We start from the raw sequence: 24819 nt of genomic DNA, 5'->3' as shown, positions 1-24819 counted from the left end.
TTTCTCCTCGAGCCAGTCCGTTTTCGGCGCTTGAAGGGGCTGTGTGCCTGTGCGATAGGGCTCCACAAAAGCTGACATCTCTTGCGGAGAACGTGCACATGGCGGGTGGACAGGGCCTGATGGCCGGTAAGCGAGGCCTTATTCTCGGCGTCGCGAACAATCGGTCGATCGCTTTCGGCATCGCCAAGGCTTGCGTCGATCACGGTGCTGAGATCGCGCTGACCTATCAGGGCGAGGCGTTCAAGAAGCGCGTCGAGCCGCTGGCGGCGGAACTCAACGCGCATGTCGCCGGTCATTGCGACGTGACCGACCCGGAAAGCCTCGACGCCGTCTTTGCCGACATCGCCAAGCACTGGGGCAAGCTCGACTTCCTCGTCCATGCGATCGCCTTCTCGGACAAGGACGAGCTCACCGGCCGCTATGTCGAGACGACGCGCGACAATTTCCTGCGCACCATGGATATTTCGGTATTCTCCTTCACCACCATCGCCAAGCGCGCCGAGCCGCTGATGGCGGAAGGCGGCTCGCTGCTGACCCTGACCTATTACGGCGCCGAGAAGGTGATGCCGCACTACAACGTCATGGGCGTCGCCAAGGCGGCGCTCGAAGCAAGCGTCCGCTATCTCGCCGTCGACCTCGGCGCCAAGAAGATCCGCGTCAACGCGATCTCGGCCGGCCCGATCAAGACGCTGGCCGCCTCCGGCATCGGCGATTTCCGCTACATCCTCAAGTGGAACGAGTACAACGCGCCGCTGAAGCAGACGGTGACGCAGGAAGAGGTCGGCGATTCCGGCGTCTACTTCCTGTCGGACCTGTCGCGCGGCGTGACCGGCGAGGTCCATCACGTCGATTCGGGCTACCACGTCGTCGGCATGAAGGCGGTCGACGCGCCGGATATCTCGACCGTCAAGGACTGAATCCTCCCGCATACCCCTCCGCCCAGGCCCTGCCCCGACCTCCGGAAGACCTGATGTATCCGCTCGTCTACATCGCGCGCCATGGCCAGACGCAGTGGAATGCTGAGCGTCGGCTGCAAGGTCAGGCCGACACCGACATCAACGCGCTTGGCCGCGAGCAGGCGACCCGCAACGGCCAGCGCCTGGCGCGGCACGTCGGAAATCCTGCGGATTTCGACTTTGTCGCCAGCCCGATGCGGCGCGCATGCGAAACGATGGAACTGATGCGGGCGGCAATGGGGCTCGACCCGCTCGCTTACCGGACGGACCCGCGTCTGGTGGAATTGAGTTTCGGCGACTGGCAGGGCTTTACTTTCGCCGAGCTCGAGGCCCGGCATCCCGGATCGACGCAAGGCCGCCGCGCCGCCAAATGGGATTACCTGCCGCCGGGCCAAGGCGCGGAAAGCTATGAGATGCTGCTTGAACGGGTCAAGCCGTGGTTCGACGCGCTTGAGCGGCGGACGGTCTGCGTCACCCATGGCGGCGTCATGCGCTGCCTGTTCCGCTTCGTCGAAGGCATGTCCAAGAAGGAAGCGGCCAGCCTGGAGATCCCGCAGGATCGTCTGCTCCGGCTGCAGGGCCGAAGCCTGGAGTGGTTGTAGAGCTTAGGGCGGCGAACTCAGGTCAGGCCGGCCTCACCTGAATTTAATTCTGATCGCTGTCCGGCAGCTGCATATCCGTCACGACATTCTCGCCGTTGGTTACGTCGTAGGCGATGACGATGTCCATGCCGGGCTTCAGCGCGTCGAGGTCGGTCTCGGCGTTGAGCTTGTAGGACTTTCCGTCGTCAAGCGTCAGGGTCAGCGTGTCCTTGTCGACTTTCTTGATCAGGCCCTCGGTCTGGCCGGCGAATGCGGCGGTGGAAATCATGAGCATGGCGCCAACGGCGCCAATCAGGGTACGCATCGTCGTCCTCTTTTGGTCATTGCGCCGGCATGAGCAACGGCGGATCCTCAACGGCGGTGGAAGAGAGCAGAAACCAACCGAATGTGTCAAAACTAAATCGGCCAGATCACAGATTGATGCATCCGATCACCGTTTGACCGCTGTGGAAAACGCCAATAGAAGGCAGCCTTGAACCGGCGAACCGGGCTTCGCCGCCGGGCAGGGCGCTTTTCCATGTCTCACAACACCTTCGGCCATCTGTTCCGCGTCACCACTTGGGGTGAAAGCCACGGCGCCGCGCTCGGCTGCGTGGTCGACGGCTGCCCGCCCGGCATCCGCTTCAAGCGCGAGGATATCCAGGCCGAGCTCGACCGTCGCCGCCCCGGCCAGTCGCGCTTCGTCACCCAGCGCCGCGAGCCGGACGAGGTGAAGATCCTCTCAGGCTTCATCCTCGACGAGGACGGCGAGACCATGGTCACCACCGGCACGCCGGTGTCGATGCTGATCGAGAATGTCGACCAGCGCTCCAAGGATTATGGCGAGATCGCTCGCCAGTACCGGCCGGGCCATGCCGACTACACCTATGAGGTCAAATACGGCCTGCGCGACCATCGCGGCGGCGGGCGTTCCTCGGCGCGCGAGACGGCGGCGCGGGTGGCGGCCGGCGCGCTGGCGCGCAAGGTGGTGCCGGGCATGGTGGTGCGCGGCGCGCTGGTTGCGATGGGCGAAAAGTCGATCGACCGCGCCAACTGGAACTGGAATTTCGTCAGTGATGCCGAGAACCCGTTCTTCACTCCCGATCCGGCCTCTGTCCCGGTCTTCGCCGCCTATCTCGACGGCATCCGCAAGGCCGGCTCCTCTGTCGGCGCGGTGATCGAGATCGTCGCCGAGGGTGTGCCGGCAGGGTTGGGCGCGCCGATCTACGCCAAGCTCGACCAGGACATCGCCTCCGGCCTGATGTCGATCAACGCCGTCAAGGGCGTCGAGATCGGCAACGGCTTCGAGGCCGCCCGCATCACCGGCGAGCAGAATGCCGACGAGATGCGCATTGGCAATGACGGCAAGCCGGTGTTTTTGTCCAACAATGCCGGGGGCATCCTTGGCGGCATTTCGACCGGCCAGGCGATCGTCGCCCGCTTCGCCGTCAAGCCGACCTCATCGATTCTCACGCCGCGCAAGTCCATCGACAAGGACGGCAAGGACGTCGAGGTGATGACCAAGGGCCGCCACGATCCGTGCGTCGGCATCCGCGCCGTTCCGATCGGCGAGGCCATGGTTGCCTGCGCGATCGCGGATCATTATCTGCGGCACAGAGGACAGACGGGAAAGGCAGTAGGGATTAGGCAGTAGACCGCCGACACAGCCGTTTTTCTTTCTTCTACTGCCTACTGCCTAATTCCTGCGAGCGAAGCGAGCGTTCCATGCCTTACGACCAGAAGAAGATCGTCGAAGCGATCCGTGCTTTCGAGCGCGGCGAGATCGTCGTCGTCATGGACGATGACGGGCGCGAGAACGAGGGCGACCTGATCGTCGCCGCCATCCACTGCACGCCGGAAAAGATGGCCTTCATCGTCCGCAACACTTCCGGCATCGTCTGCACGCCGATGCTGCGCGAGGATGCACGGCGGCTGAACCTTGCGCCGATGGTGGCGGACAATGATTCCGCTCACACCACCGCCTTCACCGTCAGCGTCGACTTCAAGCACGGCACCACGACCGGCATTTCCGCCGATGACCGCACGCTCACCGTGCGCAACCTCGCCAACGGCAATGTCGGCGCCTCCGACTTCGTGCGTCCCGGCCACATCTTCCCGCTGATAGCGCGTGAGGGCGGCGTGCTGATGCGCTCGGGCCATACGGAAGCCGCCGTCGACCTCTGCAAGCTCGCCGGACTGCCGCCGGTCGGCGTCATTTCCGAGCTGGTCAACGACGACGGCACCGTCAAGCGCGGCCCCGAGGTCCAGGCTTTCGCGGAACAGCATGGCCTGAAGCAGGTTTCGGTCGCCGACCTCATCGCCTACCGCCAGCGCAAGGAAACGCTGGTCGAGCGCGTCGCCTGCTCCGACATCGAAACGCCGGGCGGCACGGCGCAGGTCTTCACCTACACGCTGCCTTGGGATTCCATGCATCACCTCGCGGTCGTCTTCGGCGACATCCGCGATGGCGAGGAGGTGCCGGTGCGCCTGCATTCGGAGGATGTCGTGACCGACGTCTTCGGCACCAGCCACCGCCTGGACGGCATCATGAAAGCGATGGGCGAGCGCAAGCGCGGCGTCATCGTCTATCTGCGCGAGGGTTCGGTCGGCGTTGCCCATCAGGAGCGCAAGCGTCCTGCCAGCGGCGACCGCGAGGACCATGAGGAGGCACGCCGGCGCGAGAACGAATGGCGCGAGATCGGCCTCGGCGCTCAGATTCTCAAGGATCTCGGCATCTCCTCGATCAACCTGATCGCCTCGCGCGAGCGCCATTATGTCGGCCTTGAGGGGTTCGGCATTCATATCGCCAAGACCGAGATTCTCTAAATTCCCGCAGATATTCGGTCTACAAGGGCCGGACGATTTCAGCTTGGGGCTATTCGATCCCCCCGCCGGCTTCGGCGCTGCCGGATTGCCGGATGGGAAAGCCGGCGGCCACTGCGGCGGCGGCGAAGCCGGATGCCGCGCCGACACCGAGCGCCCAGCGAGGACCGAATGTGTCAGCGACCCATCCAACGATTGGCGCGCCGATCGGCGTGCCTCCGAGCGCGATGCCGATGCGAAGCGCCATCACCCGGCCGCGCATCGACGGCTCCGTCGAAAGCTGCATCAGGCTGTTCGTCGCGTTGGCGAAGGTCAAGGCGGCGACGCCTATGACCACCAGAGCACCGGCAAAGAACCAATAGCCTGGCGCCAGCGCGCCGAACGTGCAGCCGAGCCCGAAGACGACGGCGCCCGGCAGCAGCGAGCCGAAGCCGATCTTGTCGCGGCTGGCGGCTATCAAGGCCCCTGACATCGTGCCTATCGCCATGATCGATGACAGGAGTCCGAAGGCGCGCGCGTCCGCGTGGAAGACGCCGACTGCCATGGTCGAGGTGAAGATCGGGAAGTTCAGGCCGAACGTCCCGATCAGAAACAGCATGACCAGCATCGTCTTGAGGTCCGGGCGTCGCCACACGTAGCGGAAGCCTTCGAGGAAGCTGCCCTTTGCGCGACCCGCCCGCGCGCTGGGACGCAGCTCCGAGACCTGCAGCCGGGAGAGCGACATCAGCACCGCGGCGAAGGAGACCCCGTTGATCACGAAAGCCCAGCCGGTGCCGATCGCGGCAATAGTGATGCCGGCGATTGCCGGTCCTATCATCCGTGCTGCGTTGAAAGAGGTCGAGTTGAGCGCGACCGCATTCGGCAGGTCCTCGTCGCCGACCAGCTCGGCGACGAAGGTCTGGCGCACGGGGGCGTCGAACGCGGCGGCGCAGCCCTGAAGAAAAGCCAGGACATCGACCTGCCAGAGCTGGACGACGCCGGCGACAGTGAGGATTCCCAGGATCAGGGCCAGGATGCCGAGCGCCGCTTGGGTCGCGATCAGCAGGTTGCGCTGGTTGAAGTGATCGGCGGCGAAGCCCGTCCATGGCAGAAGGAGAAGCTGCGGTCCGAATTGCAACGCCATGACGGCGCCAACAGCCGAGGCGCTGTGCTGCGTGAGTTGCGTAAGCACGAGCCAGTCCTGGGCCATGCGCTGCATCCATGTCCCGATATTCGAGACGAGCGCACCGGTTGCCCAGAGACGGTAATTGGAGTTCCTGAGCGAACGGAAGACGCCGGCGCCAGGGGGCTTCACGACCGGTCCGGCGTGTTGCCGCCATTGAATCGGCCGAACCGTCGCGCCGTCGTGACTGCCAGCAGGAAGATGCCAAGTCCCAGCGCCGCGACGTCGGCAGTGTCACGCAGCTCGAAGTCGCCGACACGGCAAACAAGAAGATAACCGACGACGAGGTTGAAGAAACCCCAGAGCGCGTTCACGGTCGAGGAGGACAGACCTTGTCCCGGCGGTTTGGCAAACGGGCTTTGGAACGGCCTCCCCATCATGCCGCTGACGAGGTGCGGAACGGCGTTGGCCAGGAACGCCCCGCCGAAGAAATAGGACACCAGATAATGCCAGGGCATATCACGCGCTCCTCGTCCGCGCCAGGAGATCGATGATCTCCTGGCTGGTTCCGGTTTCTCCCAGTCGTGGGAAGACGTTCTTGATGCTGTATTCGTGTGCCTCGGAACGCGTGTCCGTCATGGCGTCGGTCGCCAGGGTGACGTTGAACCCCAGCTCATAGGCCTGCCGCGCGGTTGCCTCGACGCCCGTTCCGGTGGCCACGCCCGCGATGACCACCTGGGTCACGCCCGCTGCCCCCAACTGCTCGTTGAGATCGGTGCTGGCGAAGGCGCCCCAGCTCCGTTTGGTCACGACAATGTCGTCTGGCTGTTGGTCCAGTTCGGGGATGAAATCGGTGAACCGGTCTGGAAGGGTGCCGCCTTGACGCGGTGGCTGCTCCGTGCGGCCGGGCGCGCTGCCGGCGACGTTAATCAGCACGACCGGCAAGCCATGTTTGCGAAACACTTCGATCAGCGTGCGGGCCTGGCCCACCACGTCTTCCAAGGGATGGTTGAAGGGCGAGCCGACAAGGCCCTTCTGCAGATCGACGACGAGCAGGGCTGTATTCGGGTCGAGCGTTGTCAGCGCCATGGGATGTCCTGTTGAGAGACGTGGTTTCGCGGGTTCGGGAATGGCTCAGTCGTCAACGACGCGATTGAGCAGTTCGGCTGCCTTATCGACGATTTCCATTTCGTCGCTGGAAAGCCGGGCCCGCAGCCGTCGTGACAACCAATCCTGCCGCGCCGTCCGTCCCTCCTGCACCCATTGGCGGCAGGCGTCAGTGAGCGACAGGAGGGTCTGCCGCCCGTCGGCAGGGTCTGGCACACCGCTCACCAGGCCTGCCGATTCGAGGGCGGCGACAACAGAGGCCATGGATTGCGGCCGCATGCCCTCGGCGCGCGCGAGGCTGGACGCGGTGGCCTGACCGTCTTTTTCCAGGCGAAGCAACACCGACACCTGGGATGGTGTCAGATCACCGACATCCGCCTGTTCGCGAAGGCGGCGCTTGAGCTTACCGACCAAGGCTCGGAGTTCGGTAGCCAAGGCGGCGGCGCGTGCGGAGCGAGGGTCTTCCGATTGATCGTGCATGGCGATCAAATGTCATATATTCAGGTAAACTGTCAAGTTAAACTTAGCAGTCTATCTGTATTATTGCTTGACCGGCACAGCCGGAATCTCGCCTCCCTCAACGGCGCCAGTAGCCAGGCCTCGCAGCGCATCGCCAGTTCCAAAGACCCCGAAGCGACATCGAAGAAGGCGATAGCGGCCTTCAAGCAGCTGCTCGAAGGCTTGCGCAAAAGCCCTGACCGCACGATCGGGTAACGATATCGCCGGTTTGTGCACCGGTTTGAGGCGGTCACCGCGCCGCCGCAATTGACAATCGCAGGCCTGAGCGCATCCTTCCCGGCCAACTCTGAGGCGGGAGAGTCGGGGCCATGTGGGACTTCAGCATCGGCCGGTCGGTGTCCATCATGATGCGGACATGGCCGTTCATCGTCTTTCGCATGATCGTCTATTTCGGCATCACGGTGGCCTACATCATGGCGACCGGCACCGGCGCGAGCGTCGGCTACGGCGTCGGCCATATCTCCACCGATCCGGACGGGCCGATGTCGTTTGCCTTGTGGGGCGGCGTGGTCGGTTTCGGTGTCGTCTCCATCGCCGTCTACTGGATCCGCGAATATATCCTCTATGTCCTCAAGGCCGGCCACATCGCCGTCATGGTTCATCTCATTGATGGCCACGACGTTCCCGACGGCCAGGGCCAGATCGCCTATGCGAAGGAAGTGGTGACCCAGCGTTTCGCCGAGGCCAACATTCTTTTCGTCGTCGATCAGCTGGTGAAGGGGGCCGTCCGCGCCATCACCGGCCTGATCGGCGGCATCGCGGCGTTCCTGCCCATTCCCGGCTTGAGCGGCCTCGTCAGCTTCATCAACACGGTCATCCGCCTGTCGCTGACCTATGTCGACGAGATCATCCTCGGCTACAACATCCGCATCAACTCGAACTCGCCATTCGAGACCGCCAGGCAGGGCGTCGTGCTCTACGCGCAGAACGGCAAGCACATGGTCAAGAACGCCGTCTGGCTGGCTGTGATCATGTGGGGTGTGTCCTTCGTCATTTTCCTGCTGATGCTTGCCCCGGCAGCCGCCATCCTCTGGGTGATGCCGGGGCAGCTTGCCGGCTGGGCCTTCGTGCTCGCTATCGTCTTCGCCTGGGCCTTCAAGGCTGCCTTCATCGAACCCTTCGCCATCGCTTCGCTGATGCAGGTCTATTTCGACACCATCGAGGGCCAGGTTCCGAATCCTGACTGGGATCGGCGGCTGGCCGAGGCCTCGTCGAAATTCAGGGAGCTTCGCGACAAGGCGCTCGGCTCCTTCGGCGGCTCGCGCTGGGATTCGCCCCGGGCTGCTTGAATGGCAGCCTCCACGACGGCAGACTGATCACGGCTTCGCTCGTTCCCACGAACCAAGGCGGGCGATCGCCGACTTGAGCGGTGCCTCGCCGGCACCGCAAAATGTTTCGCTCATCACCAACTCGGGCAGCGGCAGGCGCTTGCCCCAGCCATGCGCTTCGAGGTCCGGCTTCGGCGCGAATGCCGAGACGCGGCCGACGCAGAGATAGGCGATCGGCGTGACATGCTCGGGGATCGACAAGAGCCGCTTCAGCGCCTCGGTTTCGATGATGCTCACCCAACCGACGCCGACGCCTTCGGCGCGCGCCGCCAGCCAGAAATTCTGTACCGCGCAGACGGTGCTGTAGAGGTCCATCTCCGGATTGTGCCAGCGCCCGAGCGGCGAATTCTTCGAGCGCTGTCGGTCGCAGGTGATGCACAGGTTTAGCGCGCTTTCGCAGATGCCCTCGAGCTTCAGCTTGCGGTAGAGCGCCTGCCGCTCCGCCTCGATCGCCGGCAGTTCCTGCTCGCGCGCGGCCAGAAACAGGTCGCGCACCTGTCGTCGCCTTGCCGCATCGCGGATGACGATGAAGTTCCACGGCTGCATGTAGCCGACCGATGGCGCGTGATGGGCGGCCGTCAGCAGCCGCGCAAGCACGCGATCGTCGAGATCGTCCGAAACAAAATGGCTGCGCACGTCCCGTCTTGTGAACATCGCCCGGTAGACGGCGTCGCGCGCCAATTGGTCGAAGTCGTCGCCGCTCGTGGCGGCCGTTCGTTCCTGCATCGCTTGTCCCCTTGCGATAAGCAGTCTTCCGCCTGACCATGCGGACGACCATGTCTGCCGGGCCGGTCTTCTGGCTCGGGATCGACCCGCATCCGGCGCCTTCCCGTCCAGGACAGTGGCTTTTGCCGGCGCGGTCCCCCTCACAGCGTTGGGCACGCCACGGAATTCAACCGTGTTCCCGATTCTCCCGCGTCCGCGGGCACCAGGCAGCAATGGGACCTTATCGTGAAGCGGAGGCCGCGCCAATGCCGCCAGCGACACGGCACGGCGTGATTTTCCCCAATCATTCGGTGCTGGAACATGGCTATCCGGGCGACAGGTGCCTAGATTAGGGGGCATGGCTACCCGTCTCTACACCCATCCGGTATTTCTGGAACACCTCACGCCGCCCGGCCATCCCGAGCGGCCGGACCGTTTGCGCGCCATCGAACGCGTGCTGGACGACGAGGCTTTTTCGGCCCTCGACCGTGTCAAGGCGCCGGAAGGCGACGAGGCGACGATCCTCTACGCGCATCCGGAGGATTTTGTTGCCCGCATTCGCGCGGCCATTCCCGCGAGCGGTATCGTCTCGATCGACGCCGACACCAGCGCCAGTCCGAAAAGCTGGCAGGCCGCGGTGACGGCGATCGGCGCCGCCAATGCAGCGATAGACGATGTCTTCGAAGGCCGCGCCGCCAATGTCTTCGTTGCCGCCCGCCCGCCCGGCCATCACGCTGAAAAGACCACCGCGATGGGTTTTTGCCTGTTCAACACTGCGGCGATCGCCGCTCGTCATGCGCAGAAGAAGCATCAGGCCGAGCGTGTCGCCATCGTGGACTGGGACGTCCACCACGGCAACGGTACGCAGGACATTTTCTGGGACGATCCGTCGGTGCTCTATTGCTCGACGCACCAGATGCCGCTTTATCCTGGCAGCGGTGCCAAAAGCGAAACCGGCGCAGGCAATATCGTCAACGCGCCGCTTGCGCCGAGCACCGGCAGCGACACGTTCCGCGACGCCTTCCTGTCGCGCGTGCTGCCGTCGATCGATGCATTCAAGCCGGACCTGATCATCATTTCCGCCGGGTTCGATGCGCACCATCGCGATCCGCTGGCCGAGATCAACCTGACCGAGGATGATTTCGACTGGGCGACTGGCCAACTGATGGATCGCGCCGGGCGCCACAGCGGCAACCGGCTCGTCAGCCTGCTGGAGGGCGGCTACGATCTGCAAGGACTGGCATTTTCGGTCGCCGCCCATGTCGGGCGGCTGATGAAGGGATGAATTATGGCTGATGAAGCTAACGAAGACGTCAAGGCGATGAGCTTCGAACAGGCGCTCGACGCGCTGGAGAAGATCGTCGACGATCTGGAGCGCGGCGATGTCCCGCTCGACCAGTCGATCAAGATATACGAACGCGGCGAGGCGCTGAAGGCCCACTGCGACCGGCTGCTCAAGGCCGCCGAGGACAAGGTCGAGAAGATCAGACTGTCGCGCGACGGCAAGCCGGTGGGAACGGAGCCGCTCGACGCCGAATAGAACGGAAGCGGCGGGGGGGAGAAACAGGCAAGGAGTCCAAGCATGTGCCGAAACATCAAGACCCTGTTCAATTTCGATCCGCCGGCGACCGACGACGAGGTCCATGACGCGGCCTTGCAGTTCGTGCGCAAGCTGAGTGGCTCGACCAAGCCGTCCAAGCGCAACGAGCATGCCTTCCACCACGCCGTCGAGGCGATCGCGGCCGCCGCGCGCGAGCTGCTCGACAACCTCGAAACCACCCAGCATCCGCGCAATCGCGAGGAAGAGGCCGCCAAGGCGAAAGCCAGGTCCGCGCTCCGCTTCGCCTGAGGTCGTGACATGAGCTTCTTCCCGGGTAACGATCCGGAGGCCGGCGATGCATTCGCCTGCGACCAGATCGAATTGATGGTCATCCCCAACGCCAAGGACATTGGCGGCTTCGAGGTTCGCCGCGCCTTGCCGACCGCGAAACGCAGGCTGGTCGGACCGTTCATCTTCTTCGACCGCATGGGTCCGGCCATCCTGCGCGCCGGCCACGCGATCGACGTGCGTCCGCATCCGCATATCGGGCTCTCCACCGTCACTTATCTGTTCGACGGCAAGATCAGGCATCGCGATTCGCTCGGCACCGAGATGGTGATCGCGCCAGGCGACGTGAACCTGATGACCGCCGGCCGCGGCATCGTCCATTCGGAACGCACGCCGGAAGAGCTGCGCGGCGCGCCGATGTCGATCTCCGGCCTGCAGACCTGGCTTGCGCTGCCGGACGGCCAGGAAGAAATCGCCCCGGTTTTCGCGAACACGTCGGTGATCCGCCTGCCCGAGATCGACGCCGAAGGCGTCAGCGGCCGCGTCGTCATCGGTGAATTTTCCGGCCTGCGCTCGCCGGTCGCGACCGCCTCGGAAACGCTCTATGCCGATCTGCGGCTCGCGGCGGGCGCCAGCGTGAAAATCACGGCCGACGCCGAGGAGCGCGCCATCTACACGCTGGAGGGCGAGGTTTCGATTGCCGGCGACCGCTTCCCGGCCGAGCGGCTTCTGGTGTTCAAACCGGGCGAGGAGATCGTCGTTTCGTCGGAGCGCGGCGCGCATTTCATGCTGTTCGGCGGAGCGTCGCTGGGCTCCAAGCGTTATATATGGTGGAACTTCGTTTCGTCCTCGAAGGAACGCATCGAGCAGGCCAAGGAAGAATGGAAGACAGGCCGCTTCGATATCGTTCCTGGTGATGAGGAAGAATTCATTCCGCTGCCGGAAGGTTAGAGCTGGACGGACATCCTGCGCCAACCGCGTCACTGACACGCATTTACATTCGCTCGCCAGCGGCATATTTCGCGCATGATCAAGGCGCATATTGTGAAGGTTGGAGCAATTCCGGGAAAGTGTGAAGCGGTTTTCCGTCCGGAATTGTGTGAAACAGAAAAGACAGAGCGGTGCGGTGAAACGGTTAACCGCTCTGATGCAACGTTAAGATTTCAGCAGGCCGCACCAGAGTGAACCCGAAGCCCGATACGCCGCTCCTCGACAAGGTCCGCATCCCCGCGGATTTGCGGACGCTTGAGGAGAGCGAGCTGCCGCAGCTGGCGGCGGAACTGCGCGCCGAGCTGATCGATGCCGTGTCGCACACCGGCGGTCATCTCGGCGCGGGCCTCGGCGTCGTCGAGTTGACGGTTGCGCTGCACTATGTCTTCAACACGCCGGAAGACCGGCTGATCTGGGATGTCGGCCACCAGGCCTATCCGCACAAGATACTGACCGGCCGCCGCGACCGCATCCGCACGCTCCGCCAGGAGGGTGGTCTCTCCGGTTTCACCCGGCGGGCAGAGAGCGAATACGACCCATTCGGCGCCGCCCACTCCTCGACCTCGATTTCCGCCGGCCTCGGCATGGCCATGGGACGCGAGCTCGCTGGCGGCCGCAACAACGTCATCGCCGTCATCGGTGACGGCGCCATGTCCGCCGGCATGGCCTATGAGGCAATGAACAATGCCGGCGCGCTCGACGCCCGCCTGATCGTCATCCTCAACGACAACGACATGTCGATCGCCCCGCCGACCGGTGCCATGAGCGCCTATCTGGCCAGGCTCGCATCCGGCAAGGCCTATCTGGGTTTGCGCGATTTCGGCAAGAAGCTGTCGTCCTATCTCGGCAAGCGCGCCGACCGCGCCATCACGCGCGCGGTTGAGCATGCGCGCGGCTACGTCACAGGCGGCACGCTGTTCGAGGAGATGGGCTTCTATCATATCGGCCCGATCGACGGGCACAATCTCGAGCACCTGATCCCGGTGCTGAAGAACGTCCGCGACAATGCCGACGGCCCGGTGCTGATCCATGTCGTGACCCAGAAGGGCAAGGGCTACGCGCCGGCGGAAGCGGCCGCCGACAAATATCACGGCGTCAACAAGTTCGACGTCATCACCGGCGCGCAGGCCAAGGCGCCGGCCAATGCGCCGAGCTACACCAAGGTCTTCGCCGAGAGCCTGATCCAGGAAGCGCGCGAGGACGACCGCATCGTGGCGATCACCGCCGCGATGCCGAGCGGCACCGGCCTCGACCTGTTCGGCGAGGTGTTCCCGGCTAGGACCTTCGATGTCGGCATTGCCGAGCAGCACGCGGTGACCTTCGCTGCCGGCCTCGCGACCGAAGGCTACAAGCCGTTCGCCGCCATCTATTCGACCTTCCTGCAGCGCGCCTACGACCAGGTCGTGCATGACGTGGCGATCCAGAAGCTGCCGGTGCGCTTCCCGATCGACCGGGCCGGCTTCGTCGGTGCCGACGGCGCCACCCATTGCGGCGCTTTCGACACGACCTTCCTGGCCTCGCTGCCCGGCTTCGTCGTCATGGCCGCCGCCGACGAGGCGGAACTTCGCCACATGGTGCGCACCGCAGCCGATTATGACGGTGGCCCGATCGCCTTCCGCTATCCGCGCGGCAATGGCGTCGGCGTCGACATGCCGGAGCGCGGCTCGGTGCTCGAGATCGGCAAGGGCCGTATCCTGAAGGAAGGCACCAAGGTGGCGCTTCTGTCCTTCGGCACCCGGCTGCAGGATTGCCTGCTGGCCGCGGAGGAGCTCGGCGCGGCAGGTCTTTCCACCACCGTTGCCGACGCCCGCTTCGCCAAGCCGCTGGACGAGGACCTCATCCGCCGCCTTGCCCGCTCGCATGAGGTTCTGGTGACAGTGGAGGAGGGCGCGGTCGGCGGCTTTGCCAGCCAGGTGTTGCATTTCCTCGCCCATGAAGGGCTGCTGGAAAACGGACTCAAGGTACGCCCGCTGGTGCTGCCGGACGAATTCATCGATCATGCTAAGCCCGAGAAGATGTATGCCGACGCTGGCCTCGATACGGCTGGCATCGTGCGCACGGTCTTTGCCGCGCTCGGCCACGGCGTGCAGGCGCAGCGCGCCTGAATCGAAATCTCAACGTGCTGAATCCCTTTGCCGGCTTCCGGCTGTAAGTATTTGTTAACGCTTTCGTTTGGCGTTCGGTTACCTTGTCTTTTGGCCGATTTTCAACGGCGCCCTGCTAAGACCTTGGTCCTGGGCAGGGGATAAGAGCAATGAAATCGTTCCTGAGCGGCATGGCCCTTGTGATGGCCATGGCAGCACCGGCGGCAGCCGAAACGCGTTACGACCGCAATCTCGAAAAGGCGGTAATGGACATCGTCGCCAGCAAGATGGGCAACATCCGCGGCGGCTTTTCCTACAAGCAGGTTCGTCAAATGGTGGTGCTGCCGGGGGGCGCACCGGTTCCGGCTGAGCCGCGCACGCAGGCCTCCAAGCTCGACGGCCTGATGCCGGCCGTCGAGCGCCCGGTCTTCTGATGCATGTCGCCCAAAAGTGTCCCGCGGTTTTGGGACAACGACATGCATCAAACAAAAATCAGAACCAGAGATCGCGCACGCAGCGGCCGTCGCGCGGCAGGTCGTCGAAACTGTCGAGACCGTCGAAATGGTCGATCGGCAGGTCGGCGACGGCCTCCGGCGGCGCCAGCCGGACATTGACGGCGATCCGAATGCGGCCGCTTGAGCGCAGACCGCGCCAGGCGAGCACGCAGGCGCATGTCGGGCAGAACAGGATCTCGAGCGCCGGCTTGGCCACCTCGGCCCGTGTGTATGAACTCATTGGTCCTGCGATGCGGATACGCTCGTCGAGATAGTCGTAGGCCCAGAGCGTGCCGTAGCGGCGGCAGAGCGTGCAGTTGCAGGCCGTGATCGATCCTGGATCGCCTTCCAGGGTCCAGTGGGCGGCGCCGCAATGGCAGGTTCCCTTCAGCATGGCCTCATCCTCGGCTGGGTGAGCGAACTTTCGGTATCTGCATTCTGCCGCGCTCCACGCCATATTCAACGCGCTGCCATTGCCTTCGCGTTCGGCTTTCGCCAATGAAGGCCGATGAGTTCTCCCGTGCCAGCCAGAACGCGCCTGAGGCTCGACGACTTGCTCGTCGCGCGCGGCCTGTTCGCCAGCCGTTCGCGCGCCCGCGATGCGATCGAGCGCGGCACCGTCGCCGTCGATGGCGCGCTTGCCCGCAAACCCGGCCAGCCTGTCACGCCGGATTGTGTCGTGGCGGTCGACGATCCAGCGCAGGCCTATGTGTCACGCGCGGCGTTGAAGCTGATTGCTGGGCTTGATCATTTCGGTCTCGATCCCTCGGGTCGCGAGGCGCTCGACATCGGCGCCTCGACCGGCGGTTTCACCCAGGTGCTGCTCGAACGTGGCGCCGCCCATGTCACGGCGATCGATGTTGGCCACGGCCAGATCCATCCGGATATTGCCGGCGACCCGCGCGTTACGGTGATCGAGGGTCTCAACGCACGTGACCTGACGGCCGCCGATCTCGGCGGCCGCGTTCCGGATTTCCTCGTTTGCGACGTCAGCTTCATTTCGCTGAAAATGGCGCTGCCGCCGGCGCTTGCGCTGGCCGGCGAGGGCGCCAGGGCGCTGCTTCTCGTCAAGCCGCAATTCGAAGCCGGCCGCGAAGCGATCGGCAAGGGCGGACTGCTCAAGGACCCGGGCGATGCCGAGCGCGTCGCCACCGAATTGCGCGACTGGCTTGCCGCCGTGCCGGGCTGGCGCGTGCTTGGGCTGCACCCGTCGCCGATCGAAGGCGGCGACGGCAATCGCGAATTCCTGCTCGCCGCCGTCAAGGGCGTGGCACCGAGATGAGCGCGCGCTTCACCATCTCCAGGCTCGGTTCGCAAGGCGACGGCGTCGCCAGCGCCGATGGCGGCGAGGTGTTCATCCCGTTCACGCTGCCTGGCGAGGCCGTGACCGCCGCGCGCCAGAAGGACCGCGCGACGCTGATGTCGGTGCTGCAAGCCTCGCCGCTCCGGGTCGATCCGCCCTGCCGCCATTTCACCGAATGCGGCGGCTGTGCGCTGCAGCATTTCGAGGCCGAGGCCTATCGACAGTGGAAGCGCGAGCGGGTCGTGCAGGCGCTGAAGGCCAAGGGCATCGCCGGCGAGATCGATGCGCTGGTGCCTTGCGCGCCGCACACGCGCCGCCGCGTCGTCTTCAGCGCAAGGCGTACCGAGGCCGGCATGCTGCTCGGCTTCGTGCGCGCACTCTCCTCCGAGATCATCCCGATCGAGGAATGCCCGATCTCGCTGCCGGCGATCGTTGCGTCGCTCGACCGCTTGCGGAGGCTGGCCGATCTGGTTTGCGCCACGCCGAAACCCTTCCACATGACGGTCACAGTCACGGCGTCCGGCCTCGATGTTGCCGTCCAGGATGCGGGCAAGCTCGGCGAAAACCAGCGCCGCATCGCCTCGAGTTTCGTGATGGCCGAGGGCCTGGCGAGGCTTTCCATCGACGGCGAGGTGATCGTCGAGCCGAAAAAGCCGGTGGTGCAGTTCGGGTCGGTCGCCGTCGCAGTGCCGCCCGGTGCCTTCCTGCAGGCGACGGAGGCCGCCGAGCAGACGATGGCTGGTCTCGTCGGGCGGCATCTGTCGCGCGCCAGGAAAGTCGCCGACCTTTTTGCAGGCTGCGGCAGCTTCGCGCTCAGGCTTGCGGCGAAGTCGGAGGTTCATGCAGTCGAGGGAGATGCGCCGGCCCTTGCGGCGCTCGACCGCGCCTTTCGTTTCGCCGGCGGCCTGAAGCGGGTGACAAGCGAGCGTCGCGACCTCTTCCGCCGGCCTCTGACTTTCAAGGAACTGAACGGCTTTGACGGCCTCGTCTTCGATCCGCCGCGCGCCGGTGCCGAGGACCAGTCGAAGCAGATCGCCCGCTCGGACGTGCCGCTTGTCGCGGCCGTGTCCTGCAATCCGGTAACGCTGGCACGGGACCTGCGCATCCTCCTCGACGGCGGCTATCAGCTGAAGAGCGTGACGCCGATCGACCAGTTCCTGTGGTCGCCGCATGTCGAGGCGGTCGCGCTGCTGGAGAAGCCGAAGCGGCGGCGGTAATCCGCAACCGCTGGTTCGCAAGAAATTTTGTGAAGCCTCTGTTCTTCCGACGAAATTGCGCCCTAAAGCCGCCTTTATGCGGGCTCTTAATTTTGCGCTGTTAGGGAAACATTCCTGCTTCTCCGGCGTTAATGTTGCGGAGGGATGCCGGATAAGGATAGCGGATTGCCATGCAGGCGCTTCAGAAATTCCTCGGCCTCGTCGTCATTCTCATCTTTTTCGCGGTCAGCGCCGCAACCGGGGCATTGGCGCAAGGCGAAAAGCGTCTGGCCTTCGTCATCGGTAATGGCTCCTACAAGACCGGCGAACTCGCAACAGCCGCCAACGACGCCGGCCTAATCGCACAGACATTGCAGGCCGCCGGGTTCGATGTGGTCGGCGCGCGTGACGTGGACCAGGACTCGCTGCGCGGCGCGTTCCGCGATTTCATGGGCAAGGTATCGGCCGCCGGTCCTGATGCCGTCGTTTTCATCTATCTCGCCGGGGATGGCGTGCAGTTCGAGGGCGAGAACTACTTCCTTCCGGTCGATGCCCAGATCGCCAATCCGGCCGATGTCCCGCTTCAGGCGATGCGGATCTCCGATGTCACCAGGTCGCTGTCCGGGCTGCCGACAAAGGTCAATATCGTCGTGCTCGACGCGGCGCGGCCAAATCCGTTTCCGCAATCGAAACAGCCGCTGGCCGGTGGCCTTGCATTGGTCGATCCCGATCCGAACATGCTGATTGCCTTCAACGCCGCTCCCGGAACCGTCGCGCCGGAGGGCAAAGGCCCCTACGGAGCCTACGCCCAGGCGCTTGCCGAGATGATGCGCGAAGGCGGCCTGTCGCTGCAGGACGTGTTCGACCGCACGCGACTGCGTGTCAGCGAAGTCACGCAGGGCGGCGAATTGCCATGGAGCGCTTCGAAGATCACCGCGCCTTTCGTTTTCTTCGAACGCAGCGCGGAAGCTCCCCCGCCCAAGGTTTCGGCCGCGGAGACCCGCGCGATGCGCACCAGGCCGATTCGCGACTTCAGCGCGCATGACGCCTATGTTGCCGCCCTCGAGCGCGACACGATGCGCGGCTATGAGGATTTCCTCGACGTCTATCCGCACGATCCGATGGCCAAGCGTGTGCGCGCCATCCTCGCGGCCCGGCGCGAGGCGATCACCTGGCGTGAGACCTGGATGACAGACACGCCTGAAGCCTACTGGTCCTATCTGGAGCGCTATCCGCATGGCCCGCATGCCTGGGACGCGCGCCGCCGCCTGGAGCATTTCGATGCCGAGTTGGAGCCGCCGGCGAGCTTCACCGTCATCGTCTATGACGTGCCGCCGCCGCCGGAGGAAGAAATCATCTATATCGACCGGCCGGTGCTCTATTTCGACGACCCCGATTTCGATTTCGAGCCGCCGCCGCCGATCACGGTGGTCTTCCTGCCGCCGCCGCCGCCGGATTTCGTCGTGCTTGAGCCGCCGCCACCGCCGGTTGACGTCTACATCCTGCCGACGCCGGTGTTCGTGCCGATACCCGTGTTCATCAACCCGCCGCGCCACCTCGTGCCGCCGCCGAACGACATCATCTTCAACAACATCCACAACACAACGGTTATCAACAACATCAACACGACGATCAGAAACGAGACCATCAATCAGGCCTCGCAGCCGAGCGGCAACACTCAGGGTGGCGTTACCACGAGCCAGAAGACGGTCGGAGGCGCCGTTGGCGCCCGCGCGGATGCGCTGGCGGCCAAGGTTGCGCTGCCGCCGCTGCTGAAGAAGCGGGCGGCCATATCCGGTCAGGCCCAGTCCAGGCAACAGGTGGGCTTGCCACCGAAGCCCGGCCAGCGTGTTATCCAGGGTCAGCAGCCAGGCGCCGCTGCTCCGCAGCCAGAGACCCAGTCCGCGACCGGCAAGCTGCCGCGCGACCACGCCTTGCCCGGAGCCGACGGCAAAAAGCTGCCGCTCGTCAACGGCAAGCCGGCGCTCAACGACCAGAATTTGCCGGGCAACAGGTCCAGGAAGCAGCTCGGAAAGCAAGGTATCGCGGGCGGCAACCAGGAGGCGACGGGAAATGAGGGGGCCGCCGTGACCGGAGAGCAGGGCACGGATCAGCGGAAGGGCAGGAAGTTCCGCAAGCTGCCGACCGTCAACGGTGCGCCGGCCGACAACGAGCTGAGCGCCCAAGAGAGGTTCAGGAAGAACAATCCCAACGCTTTCTCCGATCAGAACACCGGCAAGCCGAAAAAGCTGAAGCGCAGGGATTTGTCCGCCGGCCAGTCCGTGGTCGAACTGGATAATCGGGGCCCGGTCAGCGGAAACGAAAAGGGCAGGAAGTTCCGCAAGCTGCCGACAGTCAACGGTCAGCCGGCCGAAAATCGGCCGAGCGTGCGGGAGCGGCTGAGGAACAACAATCCGGACGAGTTCTCCGACCAGAACATCGGCAGACCGAGAAAGCTGCTGCGCAGGGATTTGTCCGGCGGCGAGCCCTTCGTCGAGCCGGATCAAGGCTCGGCCAACAGGGTTGACAGGGGCAGGAAGTTCCGCAGGCTACAGAACGAAGAAGGGTCCGGCGGCCCGGAGGTCAATGTCCAGCCCAACTTCAAGGTCAACAGGCCGAACGAGAATGCGCAGCGCCAGTTCAGGCAGGAAAGGCCGGCCGAGCAGGTGCTCCGGCCGCAGAGATCGGAGCCGAAGCCGGAATTCCGTGCTGAGCCGAGACCGCAGATGCAAGAGCGACGCCTTCCGCAGCCGCAGATGCAAGAGCGGCGTGTCCCGCAGGAGCAGCCGCCGCAGCAGTTCAAGAACAAGAAGAAGCAGGCTTGCGGACAGCCGGGCGAACCGGCTTGCCAGCAGTAGGCCGTCGCTAAGGCAGGGGTATCTGCCTAGGCCCGTGAAGGCCGGTTCAGTGCTGGTTTACGCGGGCCGCTCAGTCTACGGCCCGGCAGCATCCGTCAGGTTTTCGGTGTGCCGCCGCGCTGGTTGATCGATACCCAGATGTTCGGATTCTGCTGCGATTGGCGTTTGAGGAAATAATAACCGGTCGCGTTCCATGACCTGACCTCGTCGACCAGATTGTCGAGGACGAAATCGCCCTTGTCGGTCTTCACGGTCAGAATGGTGTGACCTTCATTGTTCAGGTCGCGCACCACCGTCATCAGCAGCGCCTGGCGGGGGAATCCCGCTTCCATGAGAAGCTTGCGCTTGTAGAGCGCGTAGATCTTGCAATCGCCCTTGCCGTCCACCGGATAGTCCCAGTGGTCCATTATCGTGCCCCAGTGATCGTAATTGCTGACGGGCTTGATGGCGCGGTTCGCCTTCTGGTTTATCCGCTTGAGGGTGCGCAGGTTCTGGGCGCTCAGCTTGACGCTCGTGGCCGGCAAAGCCGCGACTTTGCACTCCTTCGGCCGGCGGTGGCAGAAGTCGAGCCAGCCGTAGGGAACGCTGGTGCGCCCTCCGACCGCAGCGGCGCGGACGCCATCCGCGGAAGATTGCGTCGATGGCCGCTTCAACAAGGTCGACTGCGCCGCCGCAGGGCTGGCAGATAGCGACGTAGCGCCGATCAACGAAACAAGGCCAAGGAGGAAGGAGGAGGTCAGGACGCCAGGGGAACGCAACACTGCCAGACACCACCGCAACGAGAAAACTGGCGGCGAGTTAATGCGGAAACGCCGGCCAAGGCAATTGAACAATTAATAATTTGCTAACACGATCGTGTTCTCGCCCGGCGGGGTCGCTACGCTTCTTGCACGCCGCCATGCCCCGCCACCCGCGCTGCCTTGACCAGTTTGCGGTCGAAAGTCGCAAATCCCGCGCAATGCCCCGACTTGCCGAGATGCAGCGCGTCTGCAAAATCCATTCCTGCGCTGGTCAGATCGAGTGCGGAAGAGACGATCGCGGCCTCTTCCATCTCCACTGTGGAAAGCCCGCAAAACGCCCGCAGCGCGCTGACGATCTCGGTTTGGCCGTAGCCATAGGCGCTGCGCAACACCCACTCAGTCTCTAGGATCACGGTGACGGCGACAAACACAGCTTGACCATCGATGAGCCGGCGAGATCGCGGGGACTGTTCGGGATGGTCGTTCGTCAGGTATCTGACAATAAGGTTTGTATCAATCGCGAGCATGGCGCCGACGCGCTTCGGCAAGGACGCTCGCCTCCATCTCTTCCAACGTCTTAGGCTTGCCGCTGTGCGGCAGCATGCCAAACACTTGTTCCGGCCGCGTCGCGGCAAAGGCCGGCGCTGGCTTCAGAAGTACGCCATCGGGTGTGTCTTCGACCTGCAGACGCGTGCCGGCACCCCAGTCCCTCCGTTTCCGGATCGCGCTTGGCAGGATCACTTGTCCCTTGGTCGAGACGGTTGTTACGAGTTTTTCTGAGCCGCCCATCCGAGCTTATCCTTGCTGTAAGACAAAGGTAAGATAAGCTGTTGCAAGCTCGAATTCAAGCCGCGAGGTCGCGTAGGGCGGGCTCGACCTGCGCCCGAACGATGCTCGGCCTCAAACCCTCGTGCCGCCCACCGTCATCTGGTTCATCCTTAGATGCGGCTGGCCGACGCCGACGGGCACGCCTTGTCCGGCCTTGCCGCACATGCCGATGCCGTTGTCGAGCTTCATGTCGTTGCCGACCATGGTCACGCGGTGCATGGCATCAGGCCCGTTGCCGATCAGCATCGCGCCCTTGATCGGCTGCGTCACCTTGCCGTCCTCGATCATGTAGGCCTCGGTGCAGCCGAACACGAATTTTCCCGAGGTGATGTCGACCTGGCCGCCGCCGAAGGAGACGGCATAGATGCCCTTCTTGACCGAGGCGATGATCTCCTCCGGGCTCATGTCGCCCGAGGTCATGTAGGTGTTGGTCATGCGCGGCATCGGTTGGTGCGCGTAGCCCTCGCGTCGGCCATTGCCGGTCGCCTTCATCCCCATCAGACGCGCGTTCTGGCGGTCCTGCATATAGCCGACCAGCTTGCCGTCCTCGATCAAGACGTTGCGCGCCGAAGGCGTGCCTTCGTCGTCGACGGTGAGCGAGCCGCGACGCTCGGCAACCGTGCCGTCATCGACCACGGTGACGCCCTTTGCCGCTACCTGCTGGCCCATCAGGCCGGCGAAGGCCGATGTCTTCTTGCGGTTGAAGTCGCCCTCCAGGCCATGGCCGACCGCTTCGTGCAGCATCACGCCCGGCCATCCGCTGGACAGCACGATGTCGAAGGTGCCTGCCGGCGCCGGGACGGCCTCGAGATTGACCAGCGCCTGTCTCAGCGCCTCGCGCGCAGCATGCTTCCAGCTTTCCTCGGTGACGAATTCGCCAAAGCTCTTGCGGCCGCCCATGCCGTAGGAACCGCTCTCCTGGCGATCGCCATCGCCGACCACCACGGAGACGTTGACCCTGACCAGTGGGCGGATGTCGCGCACCACCTGACCGTCGGCGCGCACGATCTCGACATGCTGCCAGGAGGCGGCGAGCGAGGCCGTCACCTGGCGCACGCGCGGGTCGGCGGCGCGCAGCCAGGCGTCGATCTCCTGCAATAGCTTCGCCTTCGCCTCGAAGCTGGGCGAGGGGATCGGGTTCTCGTCGCCATAGAGGTGACGATTGGTGCGGGCGGGCGCTGCGGCGAGCTGGCCCGAATAGCCGCCCTTGACCGCCGAGACGGCGTCGGCGGCGCGCCGCAGCGAGGCTTCCGAAAGGTCGTTCGAATGCGCATAGCCGCTGGCCTCGCCGGCGACGGCGCGCAAGCCGAAACCCTGATCGGTGTTGAAATTGGCCGTCTTCAGCCGGCCATTGTCGAACATCAGCGCTTCGTTTTCGCTGTATTCGAGGAACAGCTCGCCGTCGTCGGCGCCCTTGATGGTGTCGGCGACGATCTCTTTGACACGATCGTCGGAAATGTCGAATTGGCCGATCAGGCTGTTCATGGCAGGGCGTCCGCTGGCGGTTGTCTTTCCCCGATGTAGGGGCGAAGACAGGTCAAGACAATCGGCGGCGTTCACACGGGATTGTCATCGCCGCGGACAAAGGACGGCCCTGCTGCCCCGTTGGGTCAGGGGAGCGCGGCGAAACCTTCCGCGAATCCCTTGAGATCGACGGGAATGCCGATGCCTTCCTCCGGCGTCTGGAAGACGATGAAGGTGGCCGAGGTGCCGTTCTTCAGCGTGTCGAGCAGCGGCTTCTCGAGGATCACTTCCGCATAACAGCCGTCCTGGAAGCAGCGCACGAAATAGGCGCGGCCGATGTCCTTGCCATCGACGTTGAGGCCAAGCCCGTTGGGTAAGAGCACGCCGAGCGGCGCCAGTACCCGCAGGATTTCGGCCTTGTTGTCGGCGGTGCGCAGCACCACGACGGAAAGCCCCATCTCCGGCCGGTCCTCGGCGACGACGTTCTGCATCATCACGCATTGCTCGGAGGTCGCGCCGGCGGGTGTGTCGCAGATGATCGACCACGCGCCATGCGTCGACTTGACCGTGCCGCTGGGCGGTGCGGCGGTCTGAGGTGGGGCCGCGCTCGCCGCGCTGGTCAGGCTGGCGCCAAGCAGGACGGCAAGGAAGACGACCTTCGCCAGGGGTCTCGAAAGCCAGGAAGTCATGACGGCTCCATTGCGAATCACGGCACTTTAAGCTGCGCCAAGGCCAAGTAAAGGACGAGACCGTCGCCGGCCCGCCCAGATACCGGCAATTACGCGCTTTTCCAGAGCAAATTCGCCCGAATTGCGACTGTCCGGCGCGCGGCGCGGCGATGGCCAGGGATGCCCTTTGGGTTGCGCGCAAAAATGCCGCACGGTTTCGTCCGCTCCTTCCTTGCGGAGGGAAATAGAGTATGGTTTGAACCACCTTAGGGACAGACCGGGATTCCCAATCCCGGCGTCGTTCGTTATTGGTGCGATCCGATCGCAGGAAGTGGGAGACGAGAGGGCGATGAGAAAATTCATGGCAAGCGCCAGACTTCTGGCAGGTGCTGCGGCTGCGGGCGCGCTCCTCTCCAGCGCGTCTGCCTATGCGGATCAGCCCAAGCCATGGGAGACCAGTTTCCAGGCGCCCGCGACCGACATGATGCGGCAGATCGAATGGTTCGGAAACTACACCTTCGCCTTCATCGTGGTGATCACCCTTCTGGTGCTGATCCTGCTCGCCTACTGCATCCTGCGGTTCCGCGCGAGCGCCAACCCGGTGCCGTCGAGGACGAGCCACAACACGCTGATCGAGGTGATCTGGACGGTCGGGCCAGTCATCGTGCTGCTGCTCATCGCCATTCCCTCCTTCCAACTGCTCACCGCGCAATACACGCCGCCGGAAGAGGCCAAGCTCACCGTCAAGGCGACCGGCAACCAGTGGAACTGGGACTACGAGTATCAGGTCGACAAGAGCTTCTCCTTCAACTCGGCCGTTCTTCAGGATGCTGACCGCGCCAAGGCCGGCAAGGAAGACCGCAGTCTCTATCCGCGCCTGCTCGCCGTCGACAACGAGCTGGTGGTGCCGGTCAACACCATGACCCGCGTGCTGATCACGGCCACCGATGTCATCCACTCCTTCGCTGTGCCGTCCTTCGGCATCAAGATGGACGCCGTGCCCGGCCGCACCAACGAGACTTGGTTCAAGGCGGAGAAGGAAGGCCTCTATTACGGCCAGTGCTCGCAGCTTTGCGGCAAGGATCACGCCTTCATGCCGATCGCGGTTCGCGTCGTGTCCGACGCGCAGTTCAAGACCTGGCTGGAGACGGCCAAGACCGACGTGCCTGCCGCCAACAAGGCGCTGATGGCCGAGATCGATGGTACCAACAAGGTAGCGGCCGCTGGCAACTGACGCCGCGGGTT

Annotated in this window: 27 protein-coding genes, 1 pseudogene and 1 riboswitch; of the genes and pseudogenes, 16 read left to right on the top strand and 12 right to left on the bottom strand. The window is 64.2% G+C overall.

Annotated features, from left to right (window positions below; all coding sequences use genetic code 11):
- Positions 1–98 precede the first annotated feature (98 nt).
- Positions 99–917 (top strand): enoyl-ACP reductase FabI, encoded by an 819-nt coding sequence (gene fabI / locus P9236_RS04150; RefSeq protein WP_278073325.1) that lies wholly within the window; start codon positions 99–101, stop codon positions 915–917.
- Positions 918–970: 53 nt separating this feature from the next.
- Positions 971–1558 (top strand): histidine phosphatase family protein, encoded by a 588-nt coding sequence (locus P9236_RS04145; protein WP_278073324.1) that lies wholly within the window; start codon positions 971–973, stop codon positions 1556–1558.
- Between the two features lie 43 nt (positions 1559–1601).
- Here the strand turns inward: P9236_RS04145 and P9236_RS04140 are convergent, their stop codons facing one another.
- Complete coding sequence (locus P9236_RS04140) at positions 1602–1862, bottom strand: DUF1344 domain-containing protein (protein WP_278073323.1); 261 nt, start codon at positions 1860–1862, stop codon at positions 1602–1604.
- Positions 1863–2075: 213 nt separating this feature from the next.
- On the opposite strand from P9236_RS04140, the gene aroC reads away from it, so the two are divergent.
- Complete coding sequence (gene aroC, locus P9236_RS04135) at positions 2076–3191, top strand: chorismate synthase (RefSeq protein WP_278073322.1); 1116 nt, start codon at positions 2076–2078, stop codon at positions 3189–3191.
- 71 nt (positions 3192–3262) lie between these two features.
- Positions 3263–4363, top strand: coding sequence for a 3,4-dihydroxy-2-butanone-4-phosphate synthase (gene ribB / locus P9236_RS04130; protein ID WP_278073321.1), 1101 nt, complete (start codon positions 3263–3265; stop codon positions 4361–4363).
- A gap of 49 nt (positions 4364–4412) precedes the next feature.
- On the opposite strand, the gene P9236_RS04125 is transcribed toward ribB, so the two are convergent.
- Genes P9236_RS04125 through P9236_RS04110 form a run of 4 tightly spaced genes read right to left on the bottom strand, consistent with a single transcriptional unit; the run spans position 4413 to position 7049 of the window.
- Complete coding sequence (locus P9236_RS04125; protein WP_278073320.1) at positions 4413–5654, bottom strand: MFS transporter; 1242 nt, start codon at positions 5652–5654, stop codon at positions 4413–4415.
- A complete protein-coding gene (locus tag P9236_RS04120) occupies positions 5651–5980 on the bottom strand; it encodes a hypothetical protein (RefSeq protein WP_278073319.1) in 330 nt (109 codons plus the stop codon). Before P9236_RS04120 ends, P9236_RS04125 begins: the two co-directional genes overlap by 4 nt.
- A 1-nt stretch (position 5981) precedes the next feature.
- The gene (locus tag P9236_RS04115; RefSeq protein ID WP_278073318.1) at positions 5982–6551 is read right to left on the bottom strand and encodes an isochorismatase family protein; all 570 of its coding nucleotides are present in this window, start codon (positions 6549–6551) and stop codon (positions 5982–5984) included.
- Positions 6552–6596: 45 nt separating this feature from the next.
- On the bottom strand, positions 6597–7049 hold the full coding sequence (locus tag P9236_RS04110; protein ID WP_278073540.1) for a MarR family transcriptional regulator: 453 nt from the start codon (positions 7047–7049) through the stop codon (positions 6597–6599).
- Positions 7050–7139: 90 nt separating this feature from the next.
- Between P9236_RS04110 and P9236_RS30850 the strand changes: the two are divergent.
- A pseudogene (locus P9236_RS30850) lies at positions 7140–7283 on the top strand (hypothetical protein); the annotation flags it as partial.
- A 113-nt stretch (positions 7284–7396) separates the two neighbouring features.
- Positions 7397–8377, top strand: a complete 981-nt coding sequence (locus P9236_RS04100) for a hypothetical protein (protein ID WP_278073317.1) — start codon at positions 7397–7399, stop codon at positions 8375–8377.
- A 27-nt stretch (positions 8378–8404) separates the two neighbouring features.
- Here P9236_RS04100 and bluB read toward each other — a convergent pair whose 3' ends face one another.
- Positions 8405–9142, bottom strand: a complete 738-nt coding sequence (bluB, locus tag P9236_RS04095) for a 5,6-dimethylbenzimidazole synthase (protein WP_278073316.1) — start codon at positions 9140–9142, stop codon at positions 8405–8407.
- A gap of 42 nt (positions 9143–9184) precedes the next feature.
- Positions 9185–9364, bottom strand: a riboswitch (cobalamin riboswitch).
- A 115-nt stretch (positions 9365–9479) separates the two neighbouring features.
- Here bluB and P9236_RS04090 point away from each other — a divergent pair.
- The 6 genes from P9236_RS04090 to P9236_RS04065 all read left to right on the top strand — a co-directional run bounded on the left by P9236_RS04090 (position 9480) and on the right by P9236_RS04065 (position 14457).
- Entirely contained in the window at positions 9480–10406 is a 927-nt protein-coding gene (locus P9236_RS04090; protein WP_278073315.1) for a histone deacetylase family protein, read from the top strand.
- Positions 10407–10409: 3 nt separating this feature from the next.
- On the top strand, positions 10410–10661 hold the full coding sequence (locus P9236_RS04085; RefSeq protein ID WP_124996515.1) for an exodeoxyribonuclease VII small subunit: 252 nt from the start codon (positions 10410–10412) through the stop codon (positions 10659–10661).
- A 42-nt stretch (positions 10662–10703) separates the two neighbouring features.
- Positions 10704–10970, top strand: coding sequence for a DUF2277 domain-containing protein (locus P9236_RS04080; RefSeq protein WP_278073314.1), 267 nt, complete (start codon positions 10704–10706; stop codon positions 10968–10970).
- A gap of 9 nt (positions 10971–10979) precedes the next feature.
- Positions 10980–11900, top strand: a complete 921-nt coding sequence (locus P9236_RS04075) for a pirin family protein (RefSeq protein WP_278073313.1) — start codon at positions 10980–10982, stop codon at positions 11898–11900.
- 230 nt (positions 11901–12130) lie between these two features.
- Complete coding sequence (gene dxs / locus P9236_RS04070) at positions 12131–14044, top strand: 1-deoxy-D-xylulose-5-phosphate synthase (protein WP_278073312.1); 1914 nt, start codon at positions 12131–12133, stop codon at positions 14042–14044.
- Positions 14045–14193: 149 nt separating this feature from the next.
- Complete coding sequence (locus tag P9236_RS04065) at positions 14194–14457, top strand: hypothetical protein (protein ID WP_278073311.1); 264 nt, start codon at positions 14194–14196, stop codon at positions 14455–14457.
- Between the two features lie 58 nt (positions 14458–14515).
- Here P9236_RS04065 and P9236_RS04060 read toward each other — a convergent pair whose 3' ends face one another.
- Entirely contained in the window at positions 14516–14911 is a 396-nt protein-coding gene (locus tag P9236_RS04060; protein ID WP_278073310.1) for a GFA family protein, read from the bottom strand.
- A gap of 114 nt (positions 14912–15025) precedes the next feature.
- Between P9236_RS04060 and P9236_RS04055 the strand changes: the two genes are divergently transcribed.
- The 3 genes from P9236_RS04055 (at position 15026) to P9236_RS04045 (ending at position 19874) form a co-directional block, all read left to right on the top strand.
- Entirely contained in the window at positions 15026–15799 is a 774-nt protein-coding gene (locus tag P9236_RS04055; protein ID WP_278073309.1) for a TlyA family RNA methyltransferase, read from the top strand.
- The gene (locus tag P9236_RS04050) at positions 15796–17037 is read left to right on the top strand and encodes a class I SAM-dependent RNA methyltransferase (protein ID WP_278073308.1); all 1242 of its coding nucleotides are present in this window, start codon (positions 15796–15798) and stop codon (positions 17035–17037) included. Before P9236_RS04055 ends, P9236_RS04050 begins: the two co-directional genes overlap by 4 nt.
- A gap of 170 nt (positions 17038–17207) precedes the next feature.
- The gene (locus P9236_RS04045) at positions 17208–19874 is read left to right on the top strand and encodes a caspase family protein (RefSeq protein ID WP_278073307.1); all 2667 of its coding nucleotides are present in this window, start codon (positions 17208–17210) and stop codon (positions 19872–19874) included.
- 95 nt (positions 19875–19969) lie between these two features.
- Here the strand turns inward: P9236_RS04045 and P9236_RS04040 are convergent, their stop codons facing one another.
- From P9236_RS04040 to P9236_RS04020, 5 genes are all read right to left on the bottom strand, one after another.
- Positions 19970–20635 carry a transglutaminase-like cysteine peptidase gene (locus P9236_RS04040; protein WP_278073539.1) on the bottom strand — a complete coding sequence of 222 codons (666 nt, stop codon included), beginning with the start codon at positions 20633–20635 and terminating at the stop codon, positions 19970–19972.
- A 116-nt stretch (positions 20636–20751) separates the two neighbouring features.
- The gene (locus P9236_RS04035) at positions 20752–21141 is read right to left on the bottom strand and encodes a type II toxin-antitoxin system VapC family toxin (protein WP_278073538.1); all 390 of its coding nucleotides are present in this window, start codon (positions 21139–21141) and stop codon (positions 20752–20754) included.
- Positions 21128–21403 (bottom strand): AbrB/MazE/SpoVT family DNA-binding domain-containing protein, encoded by a 276-nt coding sequence (locus P9236_RS04030; RefSeq protein ID WP_278073306.1) that lies wholly within the window; start codon positions 21401–21403, stop codon positions 21128–21130. The genes P9236_RS04035 and P9236_RS04030 overlap by 14 nt, the downstream gene beginning before the upstream one ends.
- Before the next feature lie 111 nt (positions 21404–21514).
- Positions 21515–22927: a metalloprotease TldD gene (gene tldD, locus P9236_RS04025; RefSeq protein WP_278073305.1), complete on the bottom strand. Its 1413-nt coding sequence runs from the start codon at positions 22925–22927 to the stop codon at positions 21515–21517.
- A 125-nt stretch (positions 22928–23052) separates the two neighbouring features.
- Positions 23053–23595, bottom strand: a complete 543-nt coding sequence (locus tag P9236_RS04020) for an invasion associated locus B family protein (protein WP_278073304.1) — start codon at positions 23593–23595, stop codon at positions 23053–23055.
- Positions 23596–23923: 328 nt separating this feature from the next.
- Between P9236_RS04020 and coxB the strand changes: the two genes are divergently transcribed.
- Positions 23924–24808, top strand: coding sequence for a cytochrome c oxidase subunit II (gene coxB / locus P9236_RS04015; RefSeq protein WP_278073303.1), 885 nt, complete (start codon positions 23924–23926; stop codon positions 24806–24808).
- Positions 24809–24819 lie beyond the last annotated feature (11 nt).

It is taken from the genome of Mesorhizobium sp. WSM4884 (genome assembly GCF_029625675.1).
Taxonomy (GTDB): domain Bacteria; phylum Pseudomonadota; class Alphaproteobacteria; order Rhizobiales; family Rhizobiaceae; genus Mesorhizobium.
The sequence above is the reverse complement of the archived record's forward strand: the minus strand, read 5'-3'. Positions and strand labels throughout refer to the sequence as shown.